This window comes from Dyella monticola (assembly GCF_003363155.1).
Classification (GTDB): domain Bacteria; phylum Pseudomonadota; class Gammaproteobacteria; order Xanthomonadales; family Rhodanobacteraceae; genus Dyella_B; species Dyella_B monticola.
Genome location: NZ_QRBE01000005.1, coordinates 95,751 through 119,942, shown reverse-complemented (window position 1 = coordinate 119,942; position 24,192 = coordinate 95,751). Strand labels below are relative to the sequence as shown.

Annotated in this window: 27 protein-coding genes; 5 read left to right on the top strand and 22 right to left on the bottom strand. The window is 62.4% G+C overall.

Annotation, left to right across the window (positions count from 1 at the left end; all coding sequences use genetic code 11):
* Positions 1 to 65: 65 nt before the first annotated feature.
* Genes DWU98_RS10535 through DWU98_RS10525 form a run of 3 tightly spaced genes read right to left on the bottom strand, consistent with a single transcriptional unit; the run spans position 66 to position 2,407 of the window.
* Entirely contained in the window at positions 66 to 1,085 is a 1,020-nt protein-coding gene (locus DWU98_RS10535; protein WP_115495519.1) for a YheT family hydrolase, read from the bottom strand.
* A complete protein-coding gene (locus DWU98_RS10530) occupies positions 1,082 to 1,882 on the bottom strand; it encodes a lysophospholipid acyltransferase family protein (protein WP_115495518.1) in 801 nt (266 codons plus the stop codon). The genes DWU98_RS10535 and DWU98_RS10530 overlap by 4 nt, the downstream gene beginning before the upstream one ends.
* 48 nt (positions 1,883 to 1,930) lie before the next feature.
* Positions 1,931 to 2,407: an Lrp/AsnC family transcriptional regulator gene (locus DWU98_RS10525; RefSeq protein ID WP_115495517.1), complete on the bottom strand. Its 477-nt coding sequence runs from the start codon at positions 2,405 to 2,407 to the stop codon at positions 1,931 to 1,933.
* A 152-nt stretch (positions 2,408 to 2,559) separates the two neighbouring features.
* Here DWU98_RS10525 and phhA point away from each other — a divergent pair, with 152 nt between their 5' ends.
* Entirely contained in the window at positions 2,560 to 3,450 is an 891-nt protein-coding gene (phhA, locus tag DWU98_RS10520) for a phenylalanine 4-monooxygenase (protein WP_115495516.1), read from the top strand.
* Positions 3,451 to 3,474: 24 nt separating this feature from the next.
* On the opposite strand, the gene DWU98_RS10515 is transcribed toward phhA, so the two are convergent.
* From DWU98_RS10515 to DWU98_RS10460, 12 genes are all read right to left on the bottom strand, one after another.
* On the bottom strand, positions 3,475 to 3,885 hold the full coding sequence (locus DWU98_RS10515) for a VOC family protein (protein ID WP_115495515.1): 411 nt from the start codon (positions 3,883 to 3,885) through the stop codon (positions 3,475 to 3,477).
* A gap of 26 nt (positions 3,886 to 3,911) precedes the next feature.
* Positions 3,912 to 4,352 (bottom strand): helix-turn-helix transcriptional regulator, encoded by a 441-nt coding sequence (locus DWU98_RS10510; protein WP_115495514.1) that lies wholly within the window; start codon positions 4,350 to 4,352, stop codon positions 3,912 to 3,914.
* 18 nt (positions 4,353 to 4,370) lie between these two features.
* Positions 4,371 to 5,048: an SGNH/GDSL hydrolase family protein gene (locus DWU98_RS10505; RefSeq protein ID WP_115495513.1), complete on the bottom strand. Its 678-nt coding sequence runs from the start codon at positions 5,046 to 5,048 to the stop codon at positions 4,371 to 4,373.
* A 65-nt stretch (positions 5,049 to 5,113) separates the two neighbouring features.
* Entirely contained in the window at positions 5,114 to 5,800 is a 687-nt protein-coding gene (locus DWU98_RS10500) for an RES family NAD+ phosphorylase (RefSeq protein WP_115495512.1), read from the bottom strand.
* A gap of 92 nt (positions 5,801 to 5,892) precedes the next feature.
* Positions 5,893 to 6,291 carry an MbcA/ParS/Xre antitoxin family protein gene (locus DWU98_RS10495; RefSeq protein WP_115495511.1) on the bottom strand — a complete coding sequence of 133 codons (399 nt, stop codon included), beginning with the start codon at positions 6,289 to 6,291 and terminating at the stop codon, positions 5,893 to 5,895.
* A gap of 107 nt (positions 6,292 to 6,398) precedes the next feature.
* Positions 6,399 to 8,138 (bottom strand): DUF885 domain-containing protein, encoded by a 1,740-nt coding sequence (locus DWU98_RS10490; protein WP_115495510.1) that lies wholly within the window; start codon positions 8,136 to 8,138, stop codon positions 6,399 to 6,401.
* Between the two features lie 23 nt (positions 8,139 to 8,161).
* Positions 8,162 to 9,811 (bottom strand): SulP family inorganic anion transporter, encoded by a 1,650-nt coding sequence (locus DWU98_RS10485; RefSeq protein WP_115495509.1) that lies wholly within the window; start codon positions 9,809 to 9,811, stop codon positions 8,162 to 8,164.
* Positions 9,808 to 10,422 (bottom strand): ParB-like protein, encoded by a 615-nt coding sequence (locus DWU98_RS10480; protein ID WP_115495508.1) that lies wholly within the window; start codon positions 10,420 to 10,422, stop codon positions 9,808 to 9,810. The genes DWU98_RS10485 and DWU98_RS10480 overlap by 4 nt, the downstream gene beginning before the upstream one ends.
* Positions 10,423 to 10,490: 68 nt before the next feature.
* Complete coding sequence (locus tag DWU98_RS10475; RefSeq protein WP_115495507.1) at positions 10,491 to 11,195, bottom strand: helix-turn-helix transcriptional regulator; 705 nt, start codon at positions 11,193 to 11,195, stop codon at positions 10,491 to 10,493.
* Positions 11,196 to 11,367: 172 nt separating this feature from the next.
* Positions 11,368 to 11,772, bottom strand: a complete 405-nt coding sequence (locus DWU98_RS10470; RefSeq protein ID WP_115495506.1) for a GFA family protein — start codon at positions 11,770 to 11,772, stop codon at positions 11,368 to 11,370.
* Between the two features lie 22 nt (positions 11,773 to 11,794).
* Positions 11,795 to 12,043, bottom strand: coding sequence for a hypothetical protein (locus tag DWU98_RS10465; RefSeq protein WP_115495505.1), 249 nt, complete (start codon positions 12,041 to 12,043; stop codon positions 11,795 to 11,797).
* Between the two features lie 18 nt (positions 12,044 to 12,061).
* A complete protein-coding gene (locus DWU98_RS10460) occupies positions 12,062 to 12,682 on the bottom strand; it encodes a DJ-1/PfpI family protein (RefSeq protein ID WP_115495504.1) in 621 nt (206 codons plus the stop codon).
* 158 nt (positions 12,683 to 12,840) lie between these two features.
* Between DWU98_RS10460 and DWU98_RS10455 the strand changes: the two genes are divergently transcribed.
* Complete coding sequence (locus DWU98_RS10455; RefSeq protein WP_115495503.1) at positions 12,841 to 13,857, top strand: class 1 fructose-bisphosphatase; 1,017 nt, start codon at positions 12,841 to 12,843, stop codon at positions 13,855 to 13,857.
* 82 nt (positions 13,858 to 13,939) lie between these two features.
* Here DWU98_RS10455 and DWU98_RS10450 read toward each other — a convergent pair whose 3' ends face one another.
* Both DWU98_RS10450 and DWU98_RS10445 read right to left on the bottom strand, forming a co-directional pair.
* Positions 13,940 to 14,815 carry a 2OG-Fe(II) oxygenase gene (locus tag DWU98_RS10450; RefSeq protein ID WP_115495502.1) on the bottom strand — a complete coding sequence of 292 codons (876 nt, stop codon included), beginning with the start codon at positions 14,813 to 14,815 and terminating at the stop codon, positions 13,940 to 13,942.
* A gap of 210 nt (positions 14,816 to 15,025) precedes the next feature.
* A complete protein-coding gene (locus tag DWU98_RS10445) occupies positions 15,026 to 17,086 on the bottom strand; it encodes a M3 family metallopeptidase (RefSeq protein WP_115495501.1) in 2,061 nt (686 codons plus the stop codon).
* Between the two features lie 60 nt (positions 17,087 to 17,146).
* On the opposite strand from DWU98_RS10445, the gene DWU98_RS10440 reads away from it, so the two are divergent.
* Positions 17,147 to 18,922 (top strand): patatin-like phospholipase family protein, encoded by a 1,776-nt coding sequence (locus DWU98_RS10440; protein ID WP_230474793.1) that lies wholly within the window; start codon positions 17,147 to 17,149, stop codon positions 18,920 to 18,922.
* Positions 18,923 to 18,951: 29 nt separating this feature from the next.
* A complete protein-coding gene (locus DWU98_RS10435; RefSeq protein ID WP_115495618.1) occupies positions 18,952 to 19,485 on the top strand; it encodes a gamma carbonic anhydrase family protein in 534 nt (177 codons plus the stop codon).
* Between the two features lie 132 nt (positions 19,486 to 19,617).
* Here the strand turns inward: DWU98_RS10435 and DWU98_RS10430 are convergent, their stop codons facing one another.
* The 5 genes from DWU98_RS10430 to aroE all read right to left on the bottom strand — a co-directional run bounded on the left by DWU98_RS10430 (position 19,618) and on the right by aroE (position 23,694).
* Entirely contained in the window at positions 19,618 to 20,133 is a 516-nt protein-coding gene (locus tag DWU98_RS10430; protein ID WP_147293293.1) for a hypothetical protein, read from the bottom strand.
* Between the two features lie 176 nt (positions 20,134 to 20,309).
* Positions 20,310 to 20,609, bottom strand: coding sequence for a hypothetical protein (locus tag DWU98_RS10425; protein ID WP_147293292.1), 300 nt, complete (start codon positions 20,607 to 20,609; stop codon positions 20,310 to 20,312).
* 102 nt (positions 20,610 to 20,711) lie between these two features.
* Positions 20,712 to 22,484, bottom strand: coding sequence for a peptide-N4-asparagine amidase (locus DWU98_RS10420; protein WP_115495497.1), 1,773 nt, complete (start codon positions 22,482 to 22,484; stop codon positions 20,712 to 20,714).
* 107 nt (positions 22,485 to 22,591) lie between these two features.
* Positions 22,592 to 22,849, bottom strand: coding sequence for a YkgJ family cysteine cluster protein (locus DWU98_RS10415; RefSeq protein ID WP_115495617.1), 258 nt, complete (start codon positions 22,847 to 22,849; stop codon positions 22,592 to 22,594).
* A gap of 8 nt (positions 22,850 to 22,857) precedes the next feature.
* The gene (gene aroE / locus DWU98_RS10410; RefSeq protein WP_115495496.1) at positions 22,858 to 23,694 is read right to left on the bottom strand and encodes a shikimate dehydrogenase; all 837 of its coding nucleotides are present in this window, start codon (positions 23,692 to 23,694) and stop codon (positions 22,858 to 22,860) included.
* Between the two features lie 139 nt (positions 23,695 to 23,833).
* Between aroE and DWU98_RS10405 the strand changes: the two genes are divergently transcribed.
* Positions 23,834 to 24,091: a hypothetical protein gene (locus DWU98_RS10405; RefSeq protein WP_115495495.1), complete on the top strand. Its 258-nt coding sequence runs from the start codon at positions 23,834 to 23,836 to the stop codon at positions 24,089 to 24,091.
* The last annotated feature ends 101 nt before the right edge of the window (positions 24,092 to 24,192 follow it).

Genomic DNA, 24,192 nt, shown 5'->3' with positions numbered 1-24,192 from the left:
CGGAGCTTATGCCCACGCTGCTACGCGCTCCGACTGCAGGAAGTCACCGTGCACAAAGTCACGCCCTAGGGATACGGAGACTTCCCTGCAGCGATCGCATTGAAGCGTGCCGCGATGTATTCGTCGCAGAAGCTGGTCATGTCCCAGCCGCGGATGAAGCCGCAGTGGCCGCCGTAGGTAGCGATATCCAGCTCCACATTGCTGGGTACTTGAAGCCTTTCAAACGCGGTGACCGGAATCACCGGATCATCGCGTGCGGTGAGAATGGTGGCTGGAATCTGCATGGCGTGCAGCGCATTGCCCGCTACGGAATAGCCGTCCAAATACGCTTCCAGCGAGCCGAAATCGGTATGGCGCAGGACCAGCGCTTCGGTCAGGCCGCGCAGATTCTGCTTGAGCTCCTGCAGCTCGAAATACTGGATTTCCGGGAACGCTTTCTGCTTGGCGCGCAAGGAACGCCGCCACTTGTTCATGAAGTACGCCTGGTAAAACCAAGGCGCGGATTCTTCCAGCGAAAAAAGGCCTTCGCTGGGATCGATGATCGGGCATACCGCCAGCACATACTTCAACGGAATGCCATGCGTCGGCGCCTGCATCGCTGCGCGCAAGGCGAAATTGCCGCCCAACGAAAATCCCGCCAGCGCCATGGTAGGCGAAGGCCAACGCCGTGCGATGTCGCCCAGCGCATGCACCACTTCATCAATCCGGCAGGAGTGGAACAGCGATTCGTTGAGCCCGTAGCTTTCACCGTGATCGCGAAAGTTGAGGCGGAAAATGTCCCATCCGTCTTCGAGCAGACGGCTGCCGGTTTGCAGCACGTAGGTGGAATCGACGCTGCCTTCCCACCCGTGGAACAAGACCGCCAGGCCGCGCGCGGCAGGCTGCACGTTTTGCGCGGTGAACGAACCGCTGAGGCGAATGCCTTCGCCACCATCCACCATGACCGTCTGCGCACTGTCCAGCACGCGATAGGCACGCCGCGGCAAGAACTGGCGCCGCACGCCACTGGAGGACAGCATGGTTTGAATGTGCCCGCTGGTCAGCGGCCAGGGCGGATGAAAGTCGCGTCCTTGCGGCAAGGTCATGCTGGACGATCCTCGAGCGCGGCGGCGATGCGTTCGCGCGATAGATCGGCCATGCGGCGCCGGCCCTCGGGGCTGGCCGCTACCGGTTCCAGGAAATGCACCTCGGCATCCATGGCCGGACCACCGAGCATGCGCAGGACGTTCTGCATGAAGCTTTCGTTCTCGCGGAAGCCGGCGTCGATCTGCCTGCGGCCATCGCGAACAAAGCGCAAGGCCACTGGCTGCACCGGCACCTGGGCATCGAGCGCGGCCTGGAAGATGCGCGCATGAAACACTTTCAGCACACCGTTGTGGCCGGTGCCGCCTTCGGGAAATACCGCCACCGAGCGACCGCTGCGCATGCGATCGACCATCACCTGCATCACCGCGGCGAGCGAATGGTTGCTGCCGCGCCGGTGAAAGATCGTGCCGCCGCTCGCCGCCAGCCAACCGACCAGCGGCCAGCTGGCAATCTCCGCCTTGGCCACGAAGCAGGCAGCGCGCTGGCTGTGCAGCAGTTCGATGTCGATCCAGGAGGTGTGATTGGCCACGAACAGCACCGCATCCTGCAAGGGCTGTCCGACACGCACGGAGCGCAGCCCGAAAATGCGCATCAGCCCGGTGGACCACAGGCGGATCATGCGATGGGTGAACGGCTCACGGCCGTCCTTCATCACCGCTTTGCGGTTCCAGGTGAGGATGCATCCGCACAGCAGGATGCCCAGCACCACGTGCACCAACAGCAGCGGCACGCGCCACAGATAGCGCAGTGGGCGCGGTGCATTACGTTCAGGGGTGGAAACGGCGTCGATACTCATCAGCCCATTAGTTTAACGTTAATGACCGTGTGTCGGCAGTCGTTGGTGTCATCGTTCGAGTTGGCTGAGCGGCAGGGCGGCGGAACGTTTTACCGTGCGCAGCACGAAGCTGGAGTTGACGTCGGCCACGCCCGAGGCGTTCAGCAGTCGGTCCAGCAGGAAGCGCGAAAAATGCTGCAGGTCGGCCACGTAGACATGCATCAGGTAGTCCATGTCGCCGGTGAGGGCATAGCAGGCGACCACCTCGTCCCAGCCGTTCACCCGTTCCACGAAACGCTCGATCACATCGCTCTCGTGCCGGGTCAGCTGCACACGCACGAACGCCTGCAGTCCGAGGCCCACCGCCTCCGGGTCCACCTGCGCGCTGTAGCCGGCAAGCACGCCCTCGCTCTCCAGCCGCTGCAGCCGGCGCAGGCAGGCGGAAGGGGACAGGTTCACCCGTTCGGCCAGTTCGGTATTGGTGATCCGCCCTTCGGCTTGTAGGACAGCAAGGATGCGAAGGTCGGTGCGATCGAGCTCGGTCATTGCACGATTTACCACGAGATGAGCCTATATACGACCAAATATTGCAGTTATGACCCCAAAGTCAACAATAAAGCAATCATTTTGTGCCTTGGCGAGTCTATGATTTTGCTTACACCAAGTAGGTGTTTGTCCTTACACACCACGGAGCCCCCATGGAAACGACCCCCCGCCGCGTCGAACACCAGCAGACCGACCGTGGCTATGTGCCGGTCTACGCCACTGGCGTAGTGGAGCAGCCATGGACGGACTACAGCCGCACCGACCACGAGGTATGGGACACCCTCTACAAGCGCCAGCGCGAACTGCTGCCTGGTCGTGCCTGCCGGGAATTCCTCGAAGGCGTGGAGCGTTTCGGCCTGGGCGATGGCGGCATCCCGAAATTTGCCGACCTGAACAAGGTGTTGGGCAAGACCACCGGCTGGGAACTGGTAGCGGTGGAAGGCCTGCTGCCCGACGAGGTGTTCTTCGATCACCTGGCCCATCGCCGCTTTCCGGTGAGCTGGTGGATCCGCAAGCCGGAACAACTCGATTACCTCAGCGAGCCGGACCTGTTCCACGACCTGTTTGGCCATGTGCCGCTGCTGCTCAATCCGATCTTCGCCGACTACATGCAAGCCTACGGCCGCGGCGGCATGAAGGCCTTCGGCATCGGCCCCGACGCGCTGATGAACCTCACGCGCCTGTACTGGTACACGGTGGAATTCGGCCTGATCCATACCAGTGAAGGCATGCGCATCTATGGCGCGGGCATTGTCAGCTCCAAGGGCGAATCCATCTATTGCCTGGATTCAGCCGCGCCCAACCGCATCGGCTTTGGCCTGGAGCGCGTGATGGACACGCGCTATCGCATCGATACCTACCAGCAGACGTATTTCGTGATCGACAGCTTCGAACAGCTCTTCGACGCCACGCGTCCGGATTTCACGCCGATCTACGCCAGGCTCAAGCCATCGACCGGGCATGCGGCCGCCGACGTGCTGGACAGCGATCGCGTGTTCCATCGCGGCACGCGCGAAGGGTTTGCGACCAACGCGGACACCTGATCCGCGGGATCGCCATCGACCGCATCAACTCACTTCGTTGATGCGGATGTGGTTGCCGGCGGGATCGCGAAACGCGCAATCGCGAATGCCATACGGCTGCATGGTCGGTTCCTGCACCACTTCCGCGCCGCTGGCCTGAATGCGTTCGAACGTACCGTCAAGATCCTTGGTGGCCAGGATGATCATGGCGTAGGTGCCCTTGGCCATCATTTCGGCGATGGTGCGGCGCTCGTCATCGGTGAGGCCGGGATTGACGCCCGGCGGATGCAGCACGATGGACATGCCAGGCTGGTTGGCAGGGCCGACCGTAATCCAGCGCATGCCGCCATACGCCACGTCGTTGCGAACCTCGAACCCGAGAATCTCGCGATAGAAGGCGAGGGCTGCATCCGGGTCGGTGTGCGGCAGAAAAGTGGAGTGAATGCTGATGTCCATGGAACAGTCCCGTTGAGAGTGTTCGATCAGTCTAGTTGCGGCTCGTCGGCCGGCGCTTCTCGATTCCTGATCGGTCGGGTGATCTGCTTGGCGACACACGATGGGATGCCCTCGGCCGCAAGCGCTTCCGTGCGCCGATAGACGCCCGGCGACATGCCTACCAGTTCGGTGAAACGCGTGGTGAAGGTACCCAGCGACGCGCAGCCGACCGTGAAACACACGTCGGTGACGCTGAGTTCACCACAGCGCAGCAAGGCCATCGCGCGCTCGATGCGCCGGGTCATCAGGTAGGCGTAGGGCGATTCGCCATAGGCGAGCCGGAACTGGCGGCTGAGGTGTCCCGCCGACATGTTCACGCCACGCGCAAGGGCTTCGACGTCCAGCGGCTGCGCGTACTCGCGATCGATGCGGTCGCGAACACGGCGCAGTCGTGCGAGGTCACGCAAATGCTGGGCACCTGGCTTCATGAGTGTCTTTTTGATAGTTCAGCGTGGCACGCGTCGCCCGTGCGTATCCACCCATGGTTTGAGCAGGTTGATCCATAGCGCGTAACCGGTGCGATTCATGTGCAGCCCGTCCGCGACGAACCACTTCCACTGCGGCTGGCCATCGGCCCCGAGCATCGGCGTGAACACGTCGATGTAGGTCACATTCGTTTGCGTGGCGGCATAGGCACGCACGCGTTCGTTCGCCTGCCTGATCTGCGGCAACAGGTTTTTGCGCGCCATACTGGGCTTGATCGAAACGAAGGCGATCGCCACACCGGGATCGAACGTGCGCACCTTGTGCACGAACGCCGCGAAATCATCGCGCAGCTGCTGCGCCGAGTGGCCGTCGTAAATGTCGTTGTCGCCGGCATACAAAACAATGGCGCGCGGATGGTACGGCTTGATGATGCGATCGGCGAAATAGGTGGAATCGCTCAGCACCGAACCACCAAAACCGCGATTGATCACCTGCACGTCCGGGAAATCCGCCGCCACCGATTTCCAATGCTCAATCGACGAACTGCCAATGAACAGCACCGCGTGCGGCGGCGGCGGATTGGTGCGATCGGCGGCCTCGAACGCGGCGATGGCCGGTTCCCAGTACGAATGGGGCGACTCACCCGCATATGCAACCCATGCAGTGAGGGCAAGCAGCAGCGATAAAAGGATTTTCATGACGCTCCGTGGCGGTCGTTGCGGCAGGCGACGATCATAATCCCCGCGTGCGTGTCACGGGTGCATCAGTGTCGCTTCAACTCACTGACTTCCAGCACCTGCGCGATGCGCTGCCCGTCCCAGCGATAAATCAGATGTTGCGCCTGCACGCAGGGCGCAACGACATCCGGATAAAACGCGGCCAGGCATTCGCCACCGCGATGGCGCACGCTGTCATAGACGATGCCGCTGGAGCCTTCCTCGCGCAGCGTGCGAGCGAGTTTGACGCTGTCGCTATAGCTGTCCGGATCGTGCGCGTGGGCCCAGCCGCCACGGATATCGTGCAATTTGCAGTCGACGCTGGTGCGATAGCAGCGCATTTCCACATCGCACGCCGGCTCGGAGGTTGCCGCAAGAAAACGCTGGCGGTGATACACGGTTTCTTCCACCGCCGTGATTACATGGCGCGCCGCGTAAAACACGCCCCAGGTGCCGTCGGAAAAGCGGCTGCCTTCCGGATTGAGATGCGTGAAGGCCGCCATCACCGGCGTGGAGCCGGGGCCGCTGATGCGACGGTCGTTCGGGACCCGATGCAACGCATCGGCTTCTTCGCGCAGACGCGGATTGGTCAGTGCTTCGATCGCGAATATCGCGTCCAGATCGGCCGGGTCGGCAATGCGATCGAACAGACCGGCCGGCGGAAAGCGACTCGGTACGATGCGATAAGCATGGGTCCAGCGGATGCGTCGAAGAGGAGGCGTGTCGATAGGCATGGCGTAGTCGGCGGCACATCACCGCTGCATTCTTCTTCCGTGTTCGACATGAATGATGCAGGAGCAGGCTCTCGCCGACTGCGACAGGCGCGTCAGTTCCAACCGCGCTGTGCGTCCAGATATTGCCGTACGACGTACAGATCGCTCACGTTGCCCGACAGCATGCGATCCAGCGCCGATTGGCCGCCGAACAGCGGCGACTGATTGGGTTTGTGCAACCACGCGTCGGCCTGGTCGGGGTTCGGGAACAGAATCTGCAACGCCTTGTAGATGCCAAGCAGATAACTGATGCGCTCCAGCGTATCGCGCCCCAGTGCACCGTCCTGATGGCGCTTCCATTTGTAGAACGTGGATTCCGGCGGATCGCCGAGCAATGTGCGCTGTTCGGCGATGCGCAAACCCCAGCGTTCGGCCAGGTTGAAGAACGCGCGCAGGGCGGGGCCGCTCAGCGCGTCGGCGGGTGCTGGCCGGTGCAGGGCATGGGCTGTCATGGCTGACTCTCCCAATAAAGTTCATGGGTATATTACTTCATAGGTGAAGTTTTTGCCAATCGCCCATTCCCCGGCGCCCCGGCGTTCAACAGGCGACGGGCTAAGCGTTATGGCGCGGCGCTTCCGGGCCCGTAATCCGGCTCCGGGCCGCCTTCGGCAATAAATCGATCGATCCGCTGCGCCAGCACCGGCAATGGCACCGAACCGATCGCCAGCACGGTGTCATGGAAGGCCCGTAAATCAAACTTCGGCCCGAGCGCTTGCTGGGCTTTCTGGCGTAGCTCGACGATCTTCAAATAGCCCAGCTCGTAGGACAGCGCCTGCCCCGGCCAGCTGATGTAACGATCCACCTCATTGGCGATTTCACGGTCCGACAGCGCGGTGTTCTCGGTCATGTAATCGATTGCCTGCTGGCGGGTCCAGCCCAGATGATGGATGCCGGTGTCGACCACCAGGCGACAGGCGCGCCACATCTGGTACGTCAAAAACCCGAAGCGCTGATAGGGCGTCTGATAGATGCCCATTTCGTTGCCCAGGTATTCCGAATACAGCGCCCAGCCTTCACCGTATGCGGAGATGTAGCTGTTGCGGCGGAACGCCGGCTGGTTATGCTGTTCTTCGGCCAGTTCCAATTGCAGCGCGTGTCCTGGATAGGATTCATGCAGGGTCAGCGCCGGCATGTTGAAGAGCGGGCGCGACGGCAAATCAAAGGTATTCACCAAATAGACGTCCGGACCGCCGCGGCCGGAGGTGTAGTACGGCGCGATATCCGCCGGCACCGGCTCGATGGTGAAACGCTTGCGCGGCAAGTGGCCAAAGAAGCGCGCGAGCTGGCCGTCCACTTCCTTGGCTACCCAGGCGGTTTTATCGAGCAGCTCCTGCGGAGTCTTGGCGTAGAACTGCGGGTCGGTGCGCAGGAAATGCAGAAAATCGGCAAAGCTACCCTTGAAGCCCGTCTGATGCATGACATCGAGCATCTGGGCATGGATCTTCGCCACTTGCTGCAAACCAAGCTGGTGGATGGTGTCTGGATCAAGATCGAGCGTGGTGTATTCGCGGATCTGCTGGCGGTAATAGTTCTTGCCGTCGGGCAGCGCTTCGGCCGCCAGCGTGGTGCGCGCGTGCGGCACGTATTCATTGCGGAAAAAGGTCAACAGCTTGGCGTACGCAGGAATCACCTCGCGGCTGATTTTTTCCCGCGCATCAGCCTGGATGGCTGCCGCCGTGGCGAGCGGGATCGTCGCGGGCATGTGCTGCAACGGTGCGTAGAACGAGGTCCGCGTGGGGTCCTTCGCATCGGCCACCGCGGCAATGGAAACGTCGCGCCCCTTCAATACGTCGCGCGGCACGCTGAAACCCCGTTGCAGGCCCGCGCGCATATTGGCGATCTGCTGATCGAAATACGCGGGCACCTGTCCGAGACGATCCACATAATGACGGTAATCGGTTTCGGTGCGCAGGGTATCGCCGTCCAGATCGTCGGCCAGCTCGCTCCAGAAAGCCGAGTCGCTGTTGAACGGCATCTGCCATTGCTTGAACTGCTGGTCGGCGATGAAATTGCGGATCTGCTCGCGATAGATCGCGTCATTCACCTGCTGCGCAGCCGAGAGCTCTTTCGGATCGATCGTGTCCAGCCGGCTCATCACCGCTTGCCAGTAGGCCAGCCGCTCCTGCTGACTTTTCGCATCGACATCGTCCAGCCGTCCATTGTTCGGCTGCGCTTCGCCCGACGCGCTGATGCCCGATTGCCCGGTGCGCCACGCCCATTCTTGTTGGTAGATCTGCTTGAAGCGTGCGTCGGCGTTTTGTGCGAAGACCGGCATGGTCAGCAGCAGGGCCGCCACCATGCACCCCAGATGTGTTGCGTGTTTCACTGCGTCGTGTTCCCCGTTATGGGCGGTGTGCCCCTGGATGCCATCACGGCATCTTCCACGCTCCAGTTGTTGAGCGCCTGTGACGAAAGCTGGGGCAGGGCGGCGCGCAGCAACAGATCGCGCGTTTCATCTTTCAGGCGCGCCACGCGCAAGCCCACGCCGCGCGCCTGCAGCCACGCGGAAAAGTCACCCAGCGATTCGAGCGCGGTGCTATCCAGATCCGGTGATGCTTCCAGGCTCAGGATCACCTGCTTCAAACCATTGCGCTGTTCGACCTCTTTACGCGCCAGCGTCATCACCGCTTCGGCATTGGCGAAAAACAATGGCTCTTCCGGACGAAGGATCAGCATGCCCGATGCCTCCACCGCGGCGGGATGTTGGGCGATGTCCACGAAATCATGGCCATTGGCGAGCCGACCGAGCACGCTCAGACGTGCCGAAGCGAGCTGGCGCAGCAACAGCATCAGGCTCAAGACAATGGCGCAGAGCAAGCCGTTGAGAATGCCCAGCGACAACACCGCGATGACGGCAGCGAGCGCCAGCAGGCGGTCGCGCTTCCACTGCAAATAGGGCCGAAACACGCTAAGGCGCCACGATTTGCTTACCGCATGAATCACGATGGCAGCGAGCACGGTCAGCGGAATGCGCTCGATCCAGCGCAGCAGCAGCCACACCATCAGCAACACCGTGAACGCTGCAACCAGGCCCGCCAGGCGCGATTGTGCGCCCGCCGCTTCATTGGCCGAGGTCGCGGAATAGCCGGCCCCCACCGGCATGCCCTGGCACGCACCGCTGAGCACGTTCGCCAGACCCAGTACCAGCAGATCGCGATTGGGCGTCACGGCATCGTTGTGTTTCAGCGCAAAGCCGCGGATCGAGCTGTACGACTCCGCATACAGAATCAGCAGCAACGCCGCCGCCAGTTCCACGCTCGACAACCATTGGCCGCTGCGCGGCCACGTCGGTATGCCGATGCTCATCTGCAGATGGATGACACCCGTCAGCGGCACACCGCGCGCCGCCAGCGCACTGGACGCGGCTACGCCAAGTGCGATCACCAGCAAACTGCCCGGCAGGCGGCGCACGCGCTCGCAGGCGAATAACAACGCCAACGCGACGACACCCGCGCCGAGCGTCACCACGTTCACCTGCGCTGACGTTCGCACCAGATCCACCACCAGCAGCGGCACGAAATCGCCATGCAGATCCGGCCATCCGCCAAGATGCGGAAGTTGCTTGAGCGCAATCACGATCGCCAGCCCGAAGGTGTACCCACGCAACACCGGGCGCGCGATGAGATGCGAAAGGCCGCCCAGCCGTGCCACACCCGCCACCAGAAAGCACACGCCACCGAACAACACCAGCATAGCGGCCACCGCCACACGATCGGTCGCCGCCCCCGCCAGCAATACGGTGCCTGCCGCCAGCACCGCGGCAGACGACGAGGTGGACGACACCACCGCGAAGCGACTCGTGCCCAGGAGGCCGTAGCAGATCAGGCCGATGAAGAGCGCCACCACACCCGCTTGCGGAGGCATGCCCGCAATGCCCGAGTACGCAACCGCCTCGGGCACCAGCAAGCCCGCGAGCGCCAGGCCCGCCAGCACATCGGCGATACGTGCCGATGTAGGGGCCGTCTCGTTCATTCGATCTGTCCAGTCCAACCGGGCAGATAGGCCGTCTCATGTGAATGGGCCAATAGCAGCGCCTCTTGCAGCGTCTTCGCGCTCACACGGCCGCCTTTGAGTTTGGCGCGGCGGCGATAGAACTCCGCCCACAGAAATTCCGAGTAGGGCGTCGCATCCTTGGAATAACCACCGGCCATGCGCACGCGCGCGGCAAGCGTCCGGTAAGGATCGTCAGCCAGGCCATCCAGGTTGCGTGGAATGGCCTGGTAGTCCTGCCGCTGACCGTGTTCGTTATAAGGATGCGCCCAGCGATTGAACTCCATGGTGCGCCAGAACACATCCGGCTCCAGCCAGGAAAAATCGCGCTGGATCATCACCGGCACATCCTTGACGCGTTCTTCGAGCAGCGCCAGGCCAAGGTGATGATGATCGACGATGTAGACCTCGTGCTTGGGCCCCAGTACGCCGGGAAACCAGTGCGCGGCGAGCAGCTGCTTGCGCTTTTTCTTACCGAGCTTTTCCCATTGAGCGCGTTTTTCTGCAACTTCCGCTTTGCCCACCGTCATCTGGGTGGGACGCAGCTTGGCCGGTGCAATCGACAACAGCGGGTGACGCACGCCTGAGGACATGGGTGACTCCTGCGGTAGCTGGTTGGCGCAGGGTAGCGTAAACGGGGCTTACGGCGTCGCCACCGAAGCTACTCAAGCCCCGAGTAATAGCCGCGCATCGCCTGCAGATAGGAGGCCAGATCGCGATCCGGCGCGCTGACAAACACTTCCCCGCTAGGCTCCATCCGCTCGATCCGATCCGGCCGGAAATTGCGAAAATCCTTCCGCAAGCGGCACCACGTACCCAGGGTCCACTTGCCGCCCCAGAACGCCAGGCACAACGGCTCCACCTCACGCTCGCTTTCGCGCCCCACTTCGTCGCGGTAAGACAACGTGAGCACGTGCTGCGCTTCGATAGCCGCATGCAATTGATCGATGCGTGCGGCGAAAGCCGTGGATTCTGCATCACGCCAGATCGGCGCATAGATCCGCGTGCGTGAGGAGCGCTCACGCAATTCCGGCGGCAGCACCGCTTCGATTTTCAGCAGCGCGGCCTGCGCGCCGGCCGCCAGTTTTTCGCCGGCAAACGCGCGTACGAAGCGCGTGCCGACCACCAGTGATTCGAGCTCGTCGGCGGTGAACATCAGCGGCGGAATGTCCGAGCCCTTGCGCAGCACGTAACCCACGCCGGCTTCGCCTTCGATGGGTACGCCCGAGAGCTGGAGGTCCGCCACGTCACGGTAGACCGTGCGCAGCGATACCCCCAGGGTTTCCGCGAGCTGACGCGCCTGCAGCGCGGTACGTCGACCGCGCAGGGCGTTGATGATGAGGAACAGGCGATCGGCTCGACGCATCCGTGCATCATCGCCCAGCTTGTCGCGCTCGACCAGCGACCGAAGTCATGGAAGCCGGTCGCAGACCATGAAACACCGTTGTGCCAGCGCGCCTTTGCCCTCTCTCCCCTGCGGGGAGAGGGCCGGGGTGAGGGGCCAGCCCCGCCATGACCGTTGTAAACCACGCGGATCATTACAAATGTCGAGTCTCGGCCGGCGCGGCCTGCCAATTGTCGTTACGCCCATCGGAAAAATGCACTGGCGCTTCAATCAACTCATTGGGGTCCACATCGTCGAGGCAAAACACATTGACGAAGTAAAAATCACCCCCGAGCACATCCAGATGACCTTTGCCGAAAGGCCTGGTACCGCAACGCTGACAGAACAAATGATGCATGCTGCGCGTACCGAACTGGTAATCGGAAAGTTTGTCTTCGCCGCTGATCAGCTGGAAGGCATCGGGTTTCACCACGACACCCCATTGGCGCGCCTTGGTGCAGATCGAACAATTGCAGCGCCCCGTGCCTTGCGAGAGATCGATATCCGCCTGGAACGCGACGTCTCCGCAATGGCAACTGCCGTGATAGGTTTTTTTCATGATCAAGTCCTTGTGGATGGAGTTATGCGCCGCTAAAGCCACTGGATGGCTCATCGTTTACGCGTGTGCAGAGCGTGGCCGATGCCGCGGCAGGCAGGACGAGCACGCGTTTGCGTTCCGGATCGAACGCAGGTGTCAGTTGCACGACGCGGTTGCCCTTCTCCGGTTTTTTCGCTTCCGTTATGGGCAAGCGGTATTGACCGTCCATCAGCAGACCCCGCAGATACATCGGCCGATAGGCCATTAAAACGCGATCGATGAAATTGCTCATGACGTCATCACCTCATGCTCAGGCGGCGTACGCCGCAGCGGCCGTTTCACCACGCAACCACGGCGGTGGTACCGCATGCTTGAACAGGCTGTACCAATGTTGGCGATCGCTGGCGTTGTACAGACCCAGCGTGTGGATGATTTCGCGCGCCAATTCGATGCTGCCCAGATGGCTTGCGGTGATCACGCCCTCATCGCTCACCGCCAGCACATTGGCGTCGTATTGATCGTGCCCTGCATAGTCCGGCACGTCGCGACCGATCTGCCCCGGCCAATTACCGGTGTGACGACGACGGTCGAGCAAGCCTGCCCTGGCCAACGCCAACACACCCTCATCGATGGCAGCGACGGGGGCGCCTGCGTCGTATACGCTGCGCGCCAATGTCGCCATACGTTCGATCTGCCTGGACAGCCACACATGCCCGCCCGGCACGATCAGCAGCGCGGCGGCATCCAGATCGAGCTCATCGATACTGACATCAGGCGCTACCCGCAACCCGCTCATCGCCATCACTGGCTCGCGCGTGAAACCGGCGCTAAGGATTTCCCACTCCCCCGGGCGGCGAATTTCGGCCAGGGCCAGGCCCACCTGCCAGTCCGCAAACCCATCGAACACTTGCACATAAACCGTATCGCGCATGATCGCTCCTCCTTTTCGACGCTGAGAGCTTGCGCCAGTGCTGCTGCCAGCGTGTTGTCAGCAGCTCTCTGGCGAGGCTATGAAACGGTTCAGGCGCGTGACTGGCTTATGTACGGCTGACCCGGGACAATGGCGGCCCGTTTAACAGCAGGCCCGTCATGAAGCCCATTTCGCTGATCCAGTTCCTGATCGAAGAGCGCCGCGCCGGTCACATCAATGCCGAACTCACGCTGCTGATCGAAGTGGTTGCCCGCGCCTGCAAACGCATCGCGGTGGCGACCAACAAGGGCGCCATCGGCGGCGTATTGGGCGAAGCGGGCACCGGCAACATCCAGGGCGAAGCACAGAAAAAGCTGGATGTGATTTCCAACGAAATCCTGCTCGAAGCCAACGCCTGGGGCGGTCAGCTGGCCGCGTGTGCGTCGGAGGAAATGGAAGACCCGCAGCCGATTCCCGACATGTATCCGAAGGGCAATCACCTGCTGCTGTTCGATCCGCTGGATGGCAGCTCCAATATCGATGTGAACATTTCCGTCGGCACCATCTTCTCCGTGCTGCGCTGCCCGGATGGCATCAGCGAACCGAAAGCCGAACACTTCCTGCAACCGGGCGCCACGCAGCTTGCCGCCGGTTATGTGGTGTACGGCCCGGCTACCGTGCTGGTGCTCACCTTCGGCTATGGCACGCATGAGTTCACGCTGGACCGCGAAGTCGGCAGCTTCACGCTCAGCCGTCGCGGCATCCGCATTCCGGAAGAGACCGCCGAATTCGCCATCAACATGTCCAACCAGCGCCACTGGGAAGCACCCATGCAGCGCTACATCGGCGAACTGCTCGCCGGCAAAGACGGTCCGCGCGGCAAAGATTTCAACATGCGCTGGGTCGCTTCGATGGTCGCCGACGTCCACCGCATCATCACCCGCGGCGGCGTGTTCTTTTATCCGCTGGATGCCAAGATCAAGAGCAAAGGCGGCAAATTGCGCCTGATGTACGAAGCCAACCCGATGGCATGGATCGTCGAGCAGGCCGGCGGTGCGGCCACGACGGGGCGCGAACGCATTCTCGATCTGCAGCCTGCAGGCCTACACCAGCGTGTGCCAGTATTTCTAGGATCGAAGAACGAAGTGGACGTGGCTACGCACTACCATCTTCAAGCGGACAACGCGCAGTACTGAGCGCTTGGTCAGGCTATCGACCAGCGGTGTGCGTTACTGAGCACATCGCTGGTCCTGTCTTGCTGATCGACAAGCCCGCCGTTCAGGGCGCCGACTCTCCATACCGGCGCTGGCGCATCCATTTGGTAACGATCCACTTCTCGCCGCGCTTCACCGGCGAGCCGCCGTGCAAGGTGAGTTTGTCGAGCTGGCCATGGCTGTTGGTGTATTCGAAATAGACGGCTGAACCTTTTTTCGGTACGACTTCCAGGCCGATTTCGGGGAAGATGGTGGTGCCCCCTTCTTCCACGTCGTTCAAGTACATCACCATGGTGGAGACGCGTTGGCCGCCGATGGTCATTTGCACCTGGCTGCCGGGATCTTCGGGCGGAAAGTAATCGAAGTGCGGTTTGTATTCGCCGCCGGTGCCGTAGTGCAGGATCTGCAGGCCTTCGCCGTTTTCCACGGGCCAGTTCATCACTTCGGAGATGCGCCGGTCCAGGCGCGCAATGAAGGGATCGGCGTTGAGTTGAAAGAAGGTGCCTTCGCTGCTGCGATCGGCGATGACTTCGTGCTTGCCGGTAAGTGGATCGACGGTGGTGGAGCGGCGCATCTTGTCGGAGGAACGGCGTACGAGTTCATCGCACTCCTCCGCGCTGAGTACGCCATCCAGCACGGCGATCATGGGTCGATTCACGCGCGTGACGACATGCACGTCGCGATCGGCGGTACGGATCAGATTGCCGGCGTGCAGGCGTGGCGTTTCATAGGTGTATCCGCTGGCGGGCTTGGCTTGCGCGGGTGCAGCCGGTGCAACGAAGGGCCCGCTTATCACGTTGTTGACCGCAGCGCGGGCGAACACGGGATCGAAGTGGTTGCGCACCATGTCATCGATCAGCGATTGCGGAGCGCAACCACGCGCGAGGTTTTCACGGATCCAGTTATGCCACTCAGCGGGCAGTTGCGTGATCGCGTTCATCGCAGACTCCTCAAGTCCACAGTGCTAGGTCGATAACGTCTTGGCGCCACCGATAGTGGCAGGGCGGCGTGGGGCTGATTGTGAACCTGTTTGCGCAGGAAGGGCGAGCCTGGACCTTGATGATGCGGCACGGTTGAAACGTGCCGCGAGGGTGCTTGACCCCACCCCGGCCCTCCCCTGCGCGCGGGGAAGGGCGTGGTTGCGGCGAGGTCAGGCCACCAGCCCGTGGCTGCGCAGTAACGCCTCCGGCTCCGGCTTGCGGCCGCGGAAGGCGATGAAGCTTTCCAGCGCCGGGCGGCTGGCGCCCACGGCGAGGATTTCGCGACGGAAGCGTTCGCCCATGGCAGGGTCGATCACGCTTTGGCCGCTTTGCGCGCGTTCTTCGAAGGCGCCGAACGCGTCCGCGCTCAATAGCTCCGCCCACAGGTAGCTGTAGTAGCCCGCTGCGTAGCCGCCGGCAAAGATGTGGCTGAAAGCATGCGGAAAACGCTGCCAGGCCGGCGGATGCAGCACCGCCACCTCGTGACGTGCTTGCTCGAGCACGTCGAGGGTGCGTGCGCCTTTGGCCGGGTCGTATTCCAGATGCAGCAGGAAATCGAACAAGGCGAATTCAAGCTGGCGCACCAGGAACAGGCCGGCATGGAAATGCCGCGCCGCCAGCATGCGTTCAAACAGTTCATCAGGCAGGCGCTCGCCGGTTTCCCAATGCTTGGCAAAAAGATCGAGCGCTTCGCGATTCCAGCCGAAGTTCTCCATGAACTGGCTGGGCAGTTCCACCGCGTCCCACTCCACGCCGTCGATGCCGCCAACGGAAGGCAAAGGCACTTCGGTCAGTAAGTGGTGAAAGCCGTGGCCGAACTCATGAAATAGCGTGAGCACGTCATCGTGCGTGAGCAGGGCCGGGCGGTCTTCCGTCGGCGGGGCGAAGTTGCAGGTAAGGAACGCCACCGGCAATTGCAGATGCATGCCGTCGTCGAAACGGGCGCGGCATACATCCATCCACGCGCCACCGCGTTTGCCGCTGCGTGCATAAAGGTCGACATAGGCGCCAGCGAAGATATGCCCCTGGGCATCGACGACGTCGTAATAGCGCACGTCCGGGTGCCAGGTATCCACGCCATCGCGCGCTGCCAGGCGGATACCGTAGAGCCGGTGCACCAGGCCAAACAGTCCATCGATCACGGCGGGCAAGGGGAAATACGGCTTGAGCTGTTCTTCATCCAGCGCGTACTGCTTTTGCCGCAGTTTTTCGGAGGCGTAAGCGACATCCCAGGCTTCGAGGTTGTCAAGCTTGAGTTCTTCGGCAGCGAAATCGCGCAAGGTGGTAAGTTCTTGTTGCGCGACCGGCCTGGCGCGCGCGGCCAGATCGCGCAGGAACCTCAGCACCTCGTCGGGCGCCTGGGCCATCTTGGTGGCGAGGGATTCGTGCGCCGCATTGGCGAAACCAAGCAGCTGTGCCGCTTCATGGCGTAGTGCCATGATGCGTTCGATGCGCGCCGTGTTGTCGTACTTGCCGGCGTGCGGGCCTTGATCGGACGCGCGCGTCTGATAAGCCCAGTACACACGCTCGCGCAGGCCGCGGTTGTCGGCGTAGGTCATGACCGCCTGCACGCTCGGTTGCTTGAGCGTGACCAGATAACCGTCCAGCCCCTGCTCCTTGGCGTATTGACGGAGTACCGCGCGACCCGATTCGGGCATGCCGGCCAGGTCGCGTTCGTCCGTGACGTGCTGATGCCAGGCATCCGTGGCATCGAGTACGGCATTGGAGAATTCGGTAGACAGCTTGGAGAGCTCCACGCCGATGTCGCGAAAGCGCGAGCGCGCCGGTTCCTCCAACGCCACCCCGGAGAGTTTGAAATCGCGCAGCGCATGCTCCACCAACGCACGTTGCGCGGGCGAAAGCGTGGCGAAATCGGCTGCATCGGCCACCGCCTGCACCGCCGCGTACAGATCACGGTTCTGGCCGATTTCGATCGAGTAGTCGGTCAGTTTTTCTTCGGCCGGCCCGTACACGTTGCGCAGCGCTTCGCTATCGGCCACCGAGTGCAGATGCGAAACAGGTGCCCAGGCATGCGCAATGCGTTGCTCGAACCGTTCTTGCGGCAGCATCACCGCCTTGAAGTCACGCGCTGCGCCCTGCGCGGTGAGCGCGGCAATACCGGCACGGCCTTCGACCAACAGTGCATCGACGGCGGGCAGGACGTCATCGGGCGTGATCTTGGAAAAGGCCGGCAATGCGGTATCGGCCAGCAGGGGGTTGTTAGGGTCCATGGTTTACTCCTTCTCGTTCCAAGCGTGCTGGTGGCATAACCCAAAATCAAGCAGGAACGCATGTCGCGTCATCGTGCTCGTCGTACCATCGCGCGCATGCTACCTGCCGACATTCCCGCCCTGATCGGTCGCCTTCCGCTTTTCGCGCATCTGACCGATGCGCAGCGGGTGACGCTGGCCGGTTACCTGCGCTGGATGTGTCTGCCGGGCGGCCAGTACCTGTTCAAGGCCGGCGAGGTCGCCGAGGCGCTTTATCTGCTGCGCAGCGGCAGCGTGGGCGTGTTCGACGGCCCTACCCACCTGATCCGCCAGGTGGCGGCCGACGATTGCCTGGGCGAAATCAGCCTGCTGGCTAGCGAGCCCCTACGTTACAACGTGCGTGCGCTGCGCGATTGTGAATTGCTGCGGCTGGATCGGCATCATTTCGAACTGCTGATCGAGCACCATCCCCGCGCCATGCTCGGCATGGCCCGCCAGGCGGTGGACCGGCTGATACGGCGCGAACGAAATGTGGAGCCGCCGGACGAGCCGCGCACCTTCGCCATTCTGCCGGTCGACGAGCAGGTGCCGGTGCGCGGCCTGGCCATGCAGCTTGCACAGGCGCTGGAAGCGTACGGAAGCTGCCAGGTGATCGATGCCGAGCACGGCGCCAATCGCGGCAGCGACTGGTTTGCCGAACGCGAGGCGCAGGTGCGCTACGTGATTTATCTCGATAGCACCGGCAGCGCGCCCTGGCGCATGCGTTGCCTGCGCCAGGCCGATGTGCTGCTACTGCCGGCGCTGGCCGCGCAGCCGGCCAAGCTGTGGCCGGAAGCCGCGCCGGGGCATCCGGCGCGGGTGCGGCACCGCCCGCGCCATTTGTTGTTGCTGCATCCCGCGCACCGCGTGTTGCCGGGTGCTGCACGACGCTGGCGCGCGCAATTCAGCGGCGAACTGCATCACCATCATATTTGCGGCGAAAACGACATACCGCGCATCGCGCGACTGATCAGCGGACACGCGCGCGGCCTGGTGCTGGCCGGCGGCGGCGCGCGCGGCTTGGCGCATTTGGGCGCACTGCGTGCGTTGCGCGAAGCCGGCCACGATTTCGATGCGATTGGCGGCACCAGCATCGGCGCCATCATCGGCGCAGGCGTTGCCAATATGTGGAGCGTCGACGAAATGATGCGCGTGTATTACGAAGCGTTCGTGCGCGGCAAGCCGCTGTCGGACTGGACGGTTCCACTGGTGGCGCTCACGCGCGGGCGACGCGCGGCGATCATGCTGCGACGCGCGTTTGGTGCGATCGACATGGAGGATCTGGAGCGGCCGTTCTTCTGCGTGTCCACCAACCTTTCTGGACAAGGCAGGGTGGTGCATCGTCACGGCCCGTTGTGGTTGTGGCTGCGCGCGACCAGTTCGATTCCCGGCATCCTTCCACCGGTACTGCATCATGGGCAGGTGTATGTGGATGGCGCATTGGTCGACAATCTGCCGACGGATGTCATGGCCGACGACGGTGTCGCGCATATCACCGCCGTAAGCATTCGCGCGGACATCGAGCTGCGCGCGCAGACCGAAGAGTTCGCCACGCCGCCCTGGTGGCGTCTATGGATGCGCCAGCGGCGCGGCACCGGCTGGCCCGGCCTGGTATCCACCCTCACCCGCGCGGCCATGGTCAACAGCGAGGAAACCAGCGAGCATTGCCGCGCCCGCGCCCATCTGCTCATCACACCGCCGCTGGAACATGTGGGCATGCTCGACTGGCGCGGCTGGCAGCTTGCCATTGACGCCGGTTACGAGGAAACCTTGCGGGTGCTTGAGGCGCAGCGTGGTTCCGCGCCATCAATGCCTTGAGGCCGCCTTTAGCGGCTAAAATGAACCGCATGAGTCCTCTACGATCCTTCAAGGGCGTGATGCCCACGCTCGGCGCTCGCGCGTATGTCGATCCGGCAGCCACGGTCATTGGTGACGTGGTGCTTGGTGATGATGTGTCGATCTGGCCGGGCGCGGTGTTGCGCGGTGACGTGCATTACATCCGCGTCGGCGCGCGCAGCAATATTCAGGATGGCGCCATCGTGCACGTGACGCACGACGGCCCGTATTCACCCGGCGGTTTTCCTACCCTTATCGGCGAAGGCGTCACCATCGGCCATGCCGCGGTGATTCATGCGTGCACCATCGAGGATTATTGCTTGATCGGCATGCACGCCACCGTGCTCGATGGCGCGGTAGTGAAGAAGTACGGCTTTGTGGGCGCGGGAAGCCTGGTGGCACCGGGCAAGGTGGTGGGCGAGCGCGAGCTGTGGCTGGGTAATCCGGCGCAACGCGTGCGTGTGCTGAGCGACAAGCAGATCGAGCAGTTGCATTACTCGGCCGATCACTACGTGCGTTTGAAGGATGCGTATCTGGCCGGCTAATGCCGTTTGATCTCGTGCGTTGCCCGCGCGTGAAAAGGCAATGCTATCGCCGGAATGACGGCTTGGTAACGCGGTGCTCTTGGCTAAAGCTGTATCCCGCTACGGCTTTTCCGCAGAGAACGTACAGAAAGACTATTCATTACCCTGCTGCTGCGCCTGCAGCCGCGCGGCTTCAGCTTCATGCCGACGCCGCTCGATCACCCGCTGCGCATCGAGCACGCTACCGAGCAAGGCAAGCTTGTAGTTGTGCTGATCGTATTGGCGAAGCAGATAAAGCTCGCGCTGCGCTTCATCAAGATCACCACTGTTGATGGTGTTTTCGACCACATCGCACGCCGGTTTGAACGCATCGCGCAACCGCTGCTGCGCGGTGGCGTTGTTCGGGTCCAGTTGCAGCACGCTGAAATAGAACTCGTAGACGTTGCTGCCGACGGGCGCCACCAGACGTTTGTCGTGATAGGCCTTGTCGGCCAGATCCAGCATGACGCCTATTTCGCTGCCATCGTTGGCGGTATGGCCGTCGGCGGATTTGTTGCTCATCGATGCGTGCGCAAACCACAGCCCGCCGCCGATCAGCAGCACGGCCGCCGCCAACGCGGTGAAAAGCACACCACGTCGATGCGGTGCAGTCGAAGTAAAGGAAGACATGCTGCCTTACACGCTTATCCTGGAACGAAACCGCCCTTACAACATCAGGACGGCACCCTGTTGTGCGCAGGTTAGCGATGCAACATGTCAGCCGCGTGACTCAAGCTGTCGAATGTGACAGCTTGAAAGCAGATTGCGAACGGTTCTCGAACGGCAACGCGTGCAGCCGCGCGGACTCAGTGGAAATCGCCGCCGATGACGTGCCCGTTGCCATCGAGCTGCGGGAAGAAACGCGTGTTGTCGTAGCGCGTGTCCAGCGCGCTGATGGCGCCCGGCATCATCAGTTGCACGCCCGGATACATTTTCTTGAATTCATCGGCGGTCGGGTGAGTGGCGATGAAGTTCTCGAACGAGACCAGATTGGTGACGCCCTTCTTATCCACGCGCGTACCGTCCGGACGTGTGGCGTGATGGCAACCGCCAAGTACAACGGCCACGCCAAGAACGGAAAGGGCAAACAAACGGCTACGCATCATCGGTACGGGCTCCATCGAGCATAAGGCTCTGTCACATACCGACAAAACTAACATGCCGGTACCCCCTCAGACCATCTGAGGGGGTACGGCGTTCCCCGCGCCTTACCAGGGCAGCAGGGTATCGCCCTGATAGGGCGAGCCATCCGGATGCGTGAACCAGTACACGCGGTTGCGGTGGCCCGGGCAGGCCTGGCCGGTGCTATAGGCCGTCACCACGTTATTGGCCGAGCTCACGCTGCCGCTGTAGCAGCCGCCCAGCGAATCGCCAAACGTAAAGGTTTGCGTCGTCTGTTGGCCGCTGTGGCTGAGGATGTCGAAGTTGCTGTCCAGCACCAGCGTGTCGGAGCCTTGCACATGGTTGTGCACATCGGCCGAGTACAGCGGGAAGCCGCCCACGCTCAAGCCGGTATGCTGGTCATAGCCCTGCTTGATGGCGGTGAGAATGGAGTAGCCGCCATTCGTTTCGATGGTCTCGTTGACAGCCACGTTGAGCGGATAGCGGAAGCTCGCCTTGAACTCGCCGCTCAGCTGCTTGCCGATCATGCTGCGGCTGTAGCCATCCACCTTGGTGAGCTGGTTGCTGATCTGTTGGTAATCGGCGGAGGTGATGTCGAAGGTTTGCGTGTCGGCGAAGCTCACCGTCTGGTTCACCGTGGTGTCGACGCGGCCGTGCGAGGTGTTTACGTAACCCTCGATCGCGAAGTGGCGGCTCAGATCGGTGGTGATGGCGCCGGTGACGTTACCGGACGAATCCTGCGTCAGCGTGCTGCCGATGGTGGGCGTCGGCGGCTGATTCGCCAGCGTATTCTGCACCAGCGCGCCGCTCACTTGGTGCGCACCCTTGTCCTCGTAAACCAGGAGGCTTGCGGTGGCGGAGAAGTAGCTGTTGGCGCCCTCGACGCTCACCGCGACCGTATGTGGCGAACCGTTGCTGAGGATGCCCGCGAACGGCGTGAGGTCGACCCGATAGGGCATGAAGTTGAGCGTCTGCACGCCAGGCGTCGGTTTCCAGATAAACAGATCGATGCCGCCGGTGTAGATCCACGGATACACCGGGGCCACGCCTGCCGGCTGTCCATCGATGCTGATTTCCGCTTCACGGAAATTGCCGCCGCCGCATTCTTCGGTCTCCGAAGCGTACGGATCCGGCACGCAGGTGTACCAGAACTCATCGTTGCTCTGGCTCTGCGTGAAGACGTCCAGGTACGCACGTTCGACGTTGCGTGGCAGCGTCAGCGTTGCCGCCATCTGACTACTGCTGTCGTTCAACGTAACGGTACTACCGACCGGATCGCTGCCCAGTGGGTACACCGCGTCCGGCGCGTTCGCAGCGGGCGCCACGACGGAAGCGGGGTAGAACAGCAAACGCGCACTGCCGTGAATTACGCCGGTGTAGGTGCTGTTGACGATATTGCCGATGAACACCTGGCCTGCGCCCGCATTGCGGAACAAAGCGGTGTAATCGGTGAGATCGCGCTCCACATGCCAGCTTCGCCCTGCGGTTTCCGTTGGCTCCTGCGTGGTGCCGAAATAAAGATTCACACCGGCAAGAAAGATGGTCGCGGTACGGTCGTACTGCACGCCGGAGGTGATCGAGAAATCACCTTCCAGCACTACTTTCGACCAATGCGTGCCACAGCCTGATGGCGGCGTGTAATTGAATGGCCGCGGGCTGTAGTCATTGAATGTGTCATTGCTGAAAAGCTGCACCACACAGGGCTGGCCCGGTGGCCTGGGAACGGTGGGGTCGGCGACGGTGACATTGCCCGAACCGACTGGACTGTTATCCGGCGCCCCCTGCGCTACACCGGCCAAACTCAGCAACAAAAACCCGGCGATGGCCAGGCCGTGATGAAAACCCCGCTTCGGCACCATTGCACAACACTCCCCAATGCTAGATGCCCCCTGTCCGATCAAGCTAGCATGGCTGAGCGTTTAAAAAGGCCAAATGCAGAGGCATGCCATGTGCGTTGCAGCACACCTCACGAGGCGCACGTGGCGCCCTCCAGTTGAGCCAGCCAACGCAACGCGTGGTGGCGGTCATTACCACACATGACAGGTTCCGCTTGCAGGCTGGCGCATACCGCCGGACGACGTGGATCATCGAAGATGGCGCAGCCGTTGTCGTGTGTAAGTTGCACGCAACGCACCCCTGCAGGTTTGCCTTGCGGCATCCCCGGAATGGGCGAACTGATCGACGGCGCAATGCAACATGCACCGCAACCGTTTCTGCATGGCAGTGCTGTTTTCACGCCATTTGCACGCACAGCGATTGATAGACGGGCTCCGTATCCGGCCGCCTGCCATGCCACAGCTCGAACGCATCGGCGGCCTGCTCCACCAGCATGCCTAAACCATCGTACGCATAGCGCGCACCGGCGACGCGCGCCCAGGCAAGGAAGCCGAACGCGGACTTGCCGTAACCCAGGTCGTAACAGGTGGCACGCGATGCCGCCAGCGAGAACGGCAAGTTGAGCGCATGCCCGAGCGTGCCTGCGGAGGTAGCGTTGACGATGAGATCGAAACTGCCGATGCCGGCCAGATCCTCCCAGTAGCGCGTGCGCGCGCGCGCCGGCTCGCCGATGGCATCGGCGAGCGCGTCGGCCGATTCGGGCGAACGGTTGACGATGGTGAGCGTCTGCACGCCTGCATCGATCAGCGACCACGCCACGGCGCACGCTGCGCCGCCAGCGCCCAGCAGCAGCGCGTCGTGGCCGCGCAGATCGAGACCGTGACGGTCGGTGAGATCGCGCACCATCGCCGCGCCGTCAGTGTTGTGGGCAGATAGACGTCCATTTGGAAGGCGCGTGAGCACATTGGCGGTGCCCGCGCGTGCCGCTGCCGGCGTGCGTTCGTCCGCCAGCGCAAACGCAGCCGCTTTGTGGGGCATGGTGACGTTGGCACCGCGGCCCTGTTCTTCGTGGAAGAAATGGCCGATCGCGTCGACAAACGCATCGGGTGCGGCATCGATGGCGCGGTAGTCGAGGGCAATGCCGAACTGTTGTGCAAAGGCCTGGTGAATCTGCGGCGACACGCTATGCGCGATGGGATGGCCGAAGACGGCGAACTGCAAGGGGTGGGACATGCGGGTGCTCCTGCGTAGCCTGCCATTGTAAGCGCTTTGCTCGCCGGCCTCGGTCGGGCACGCGCGGTCGCGCCGACCAATCGCAGCCTATGAGATCGGCGACCGGCACGCTTTGCCCATCGCCCCCAGGGAGTGTTCCATGCGTACTCACGCAGACAAATCCGACCACCGCGCACGGCTGTTGGCGCTGTCGTTGTTGTGGTTACTGGCCGGTGGCGCCTTGTTGGCGAGCACCTTGGTGCCCGCGCATACCCAATGGCTGGGCTGGACACCGTTTTTCTGGCTGTTCGTCGCGCCGCTGGCGGTGGCGCTCACGCTGGAACCGGGCTTGCCCAAGCAGTTGCTGAGCCTGTGCAAACCGCGCCGTCGCAGCGCCTCGCAGTTGATCTGGAACTGATTTCCGCATTCCGCTTGGCAGTGGAGCCGTTGCGGCCGGAGTGCCGCATCAAGGGTAGACCGAAGGCTGAAAGGGAGTGGTCGCGGCCAATGGTCAGCGCG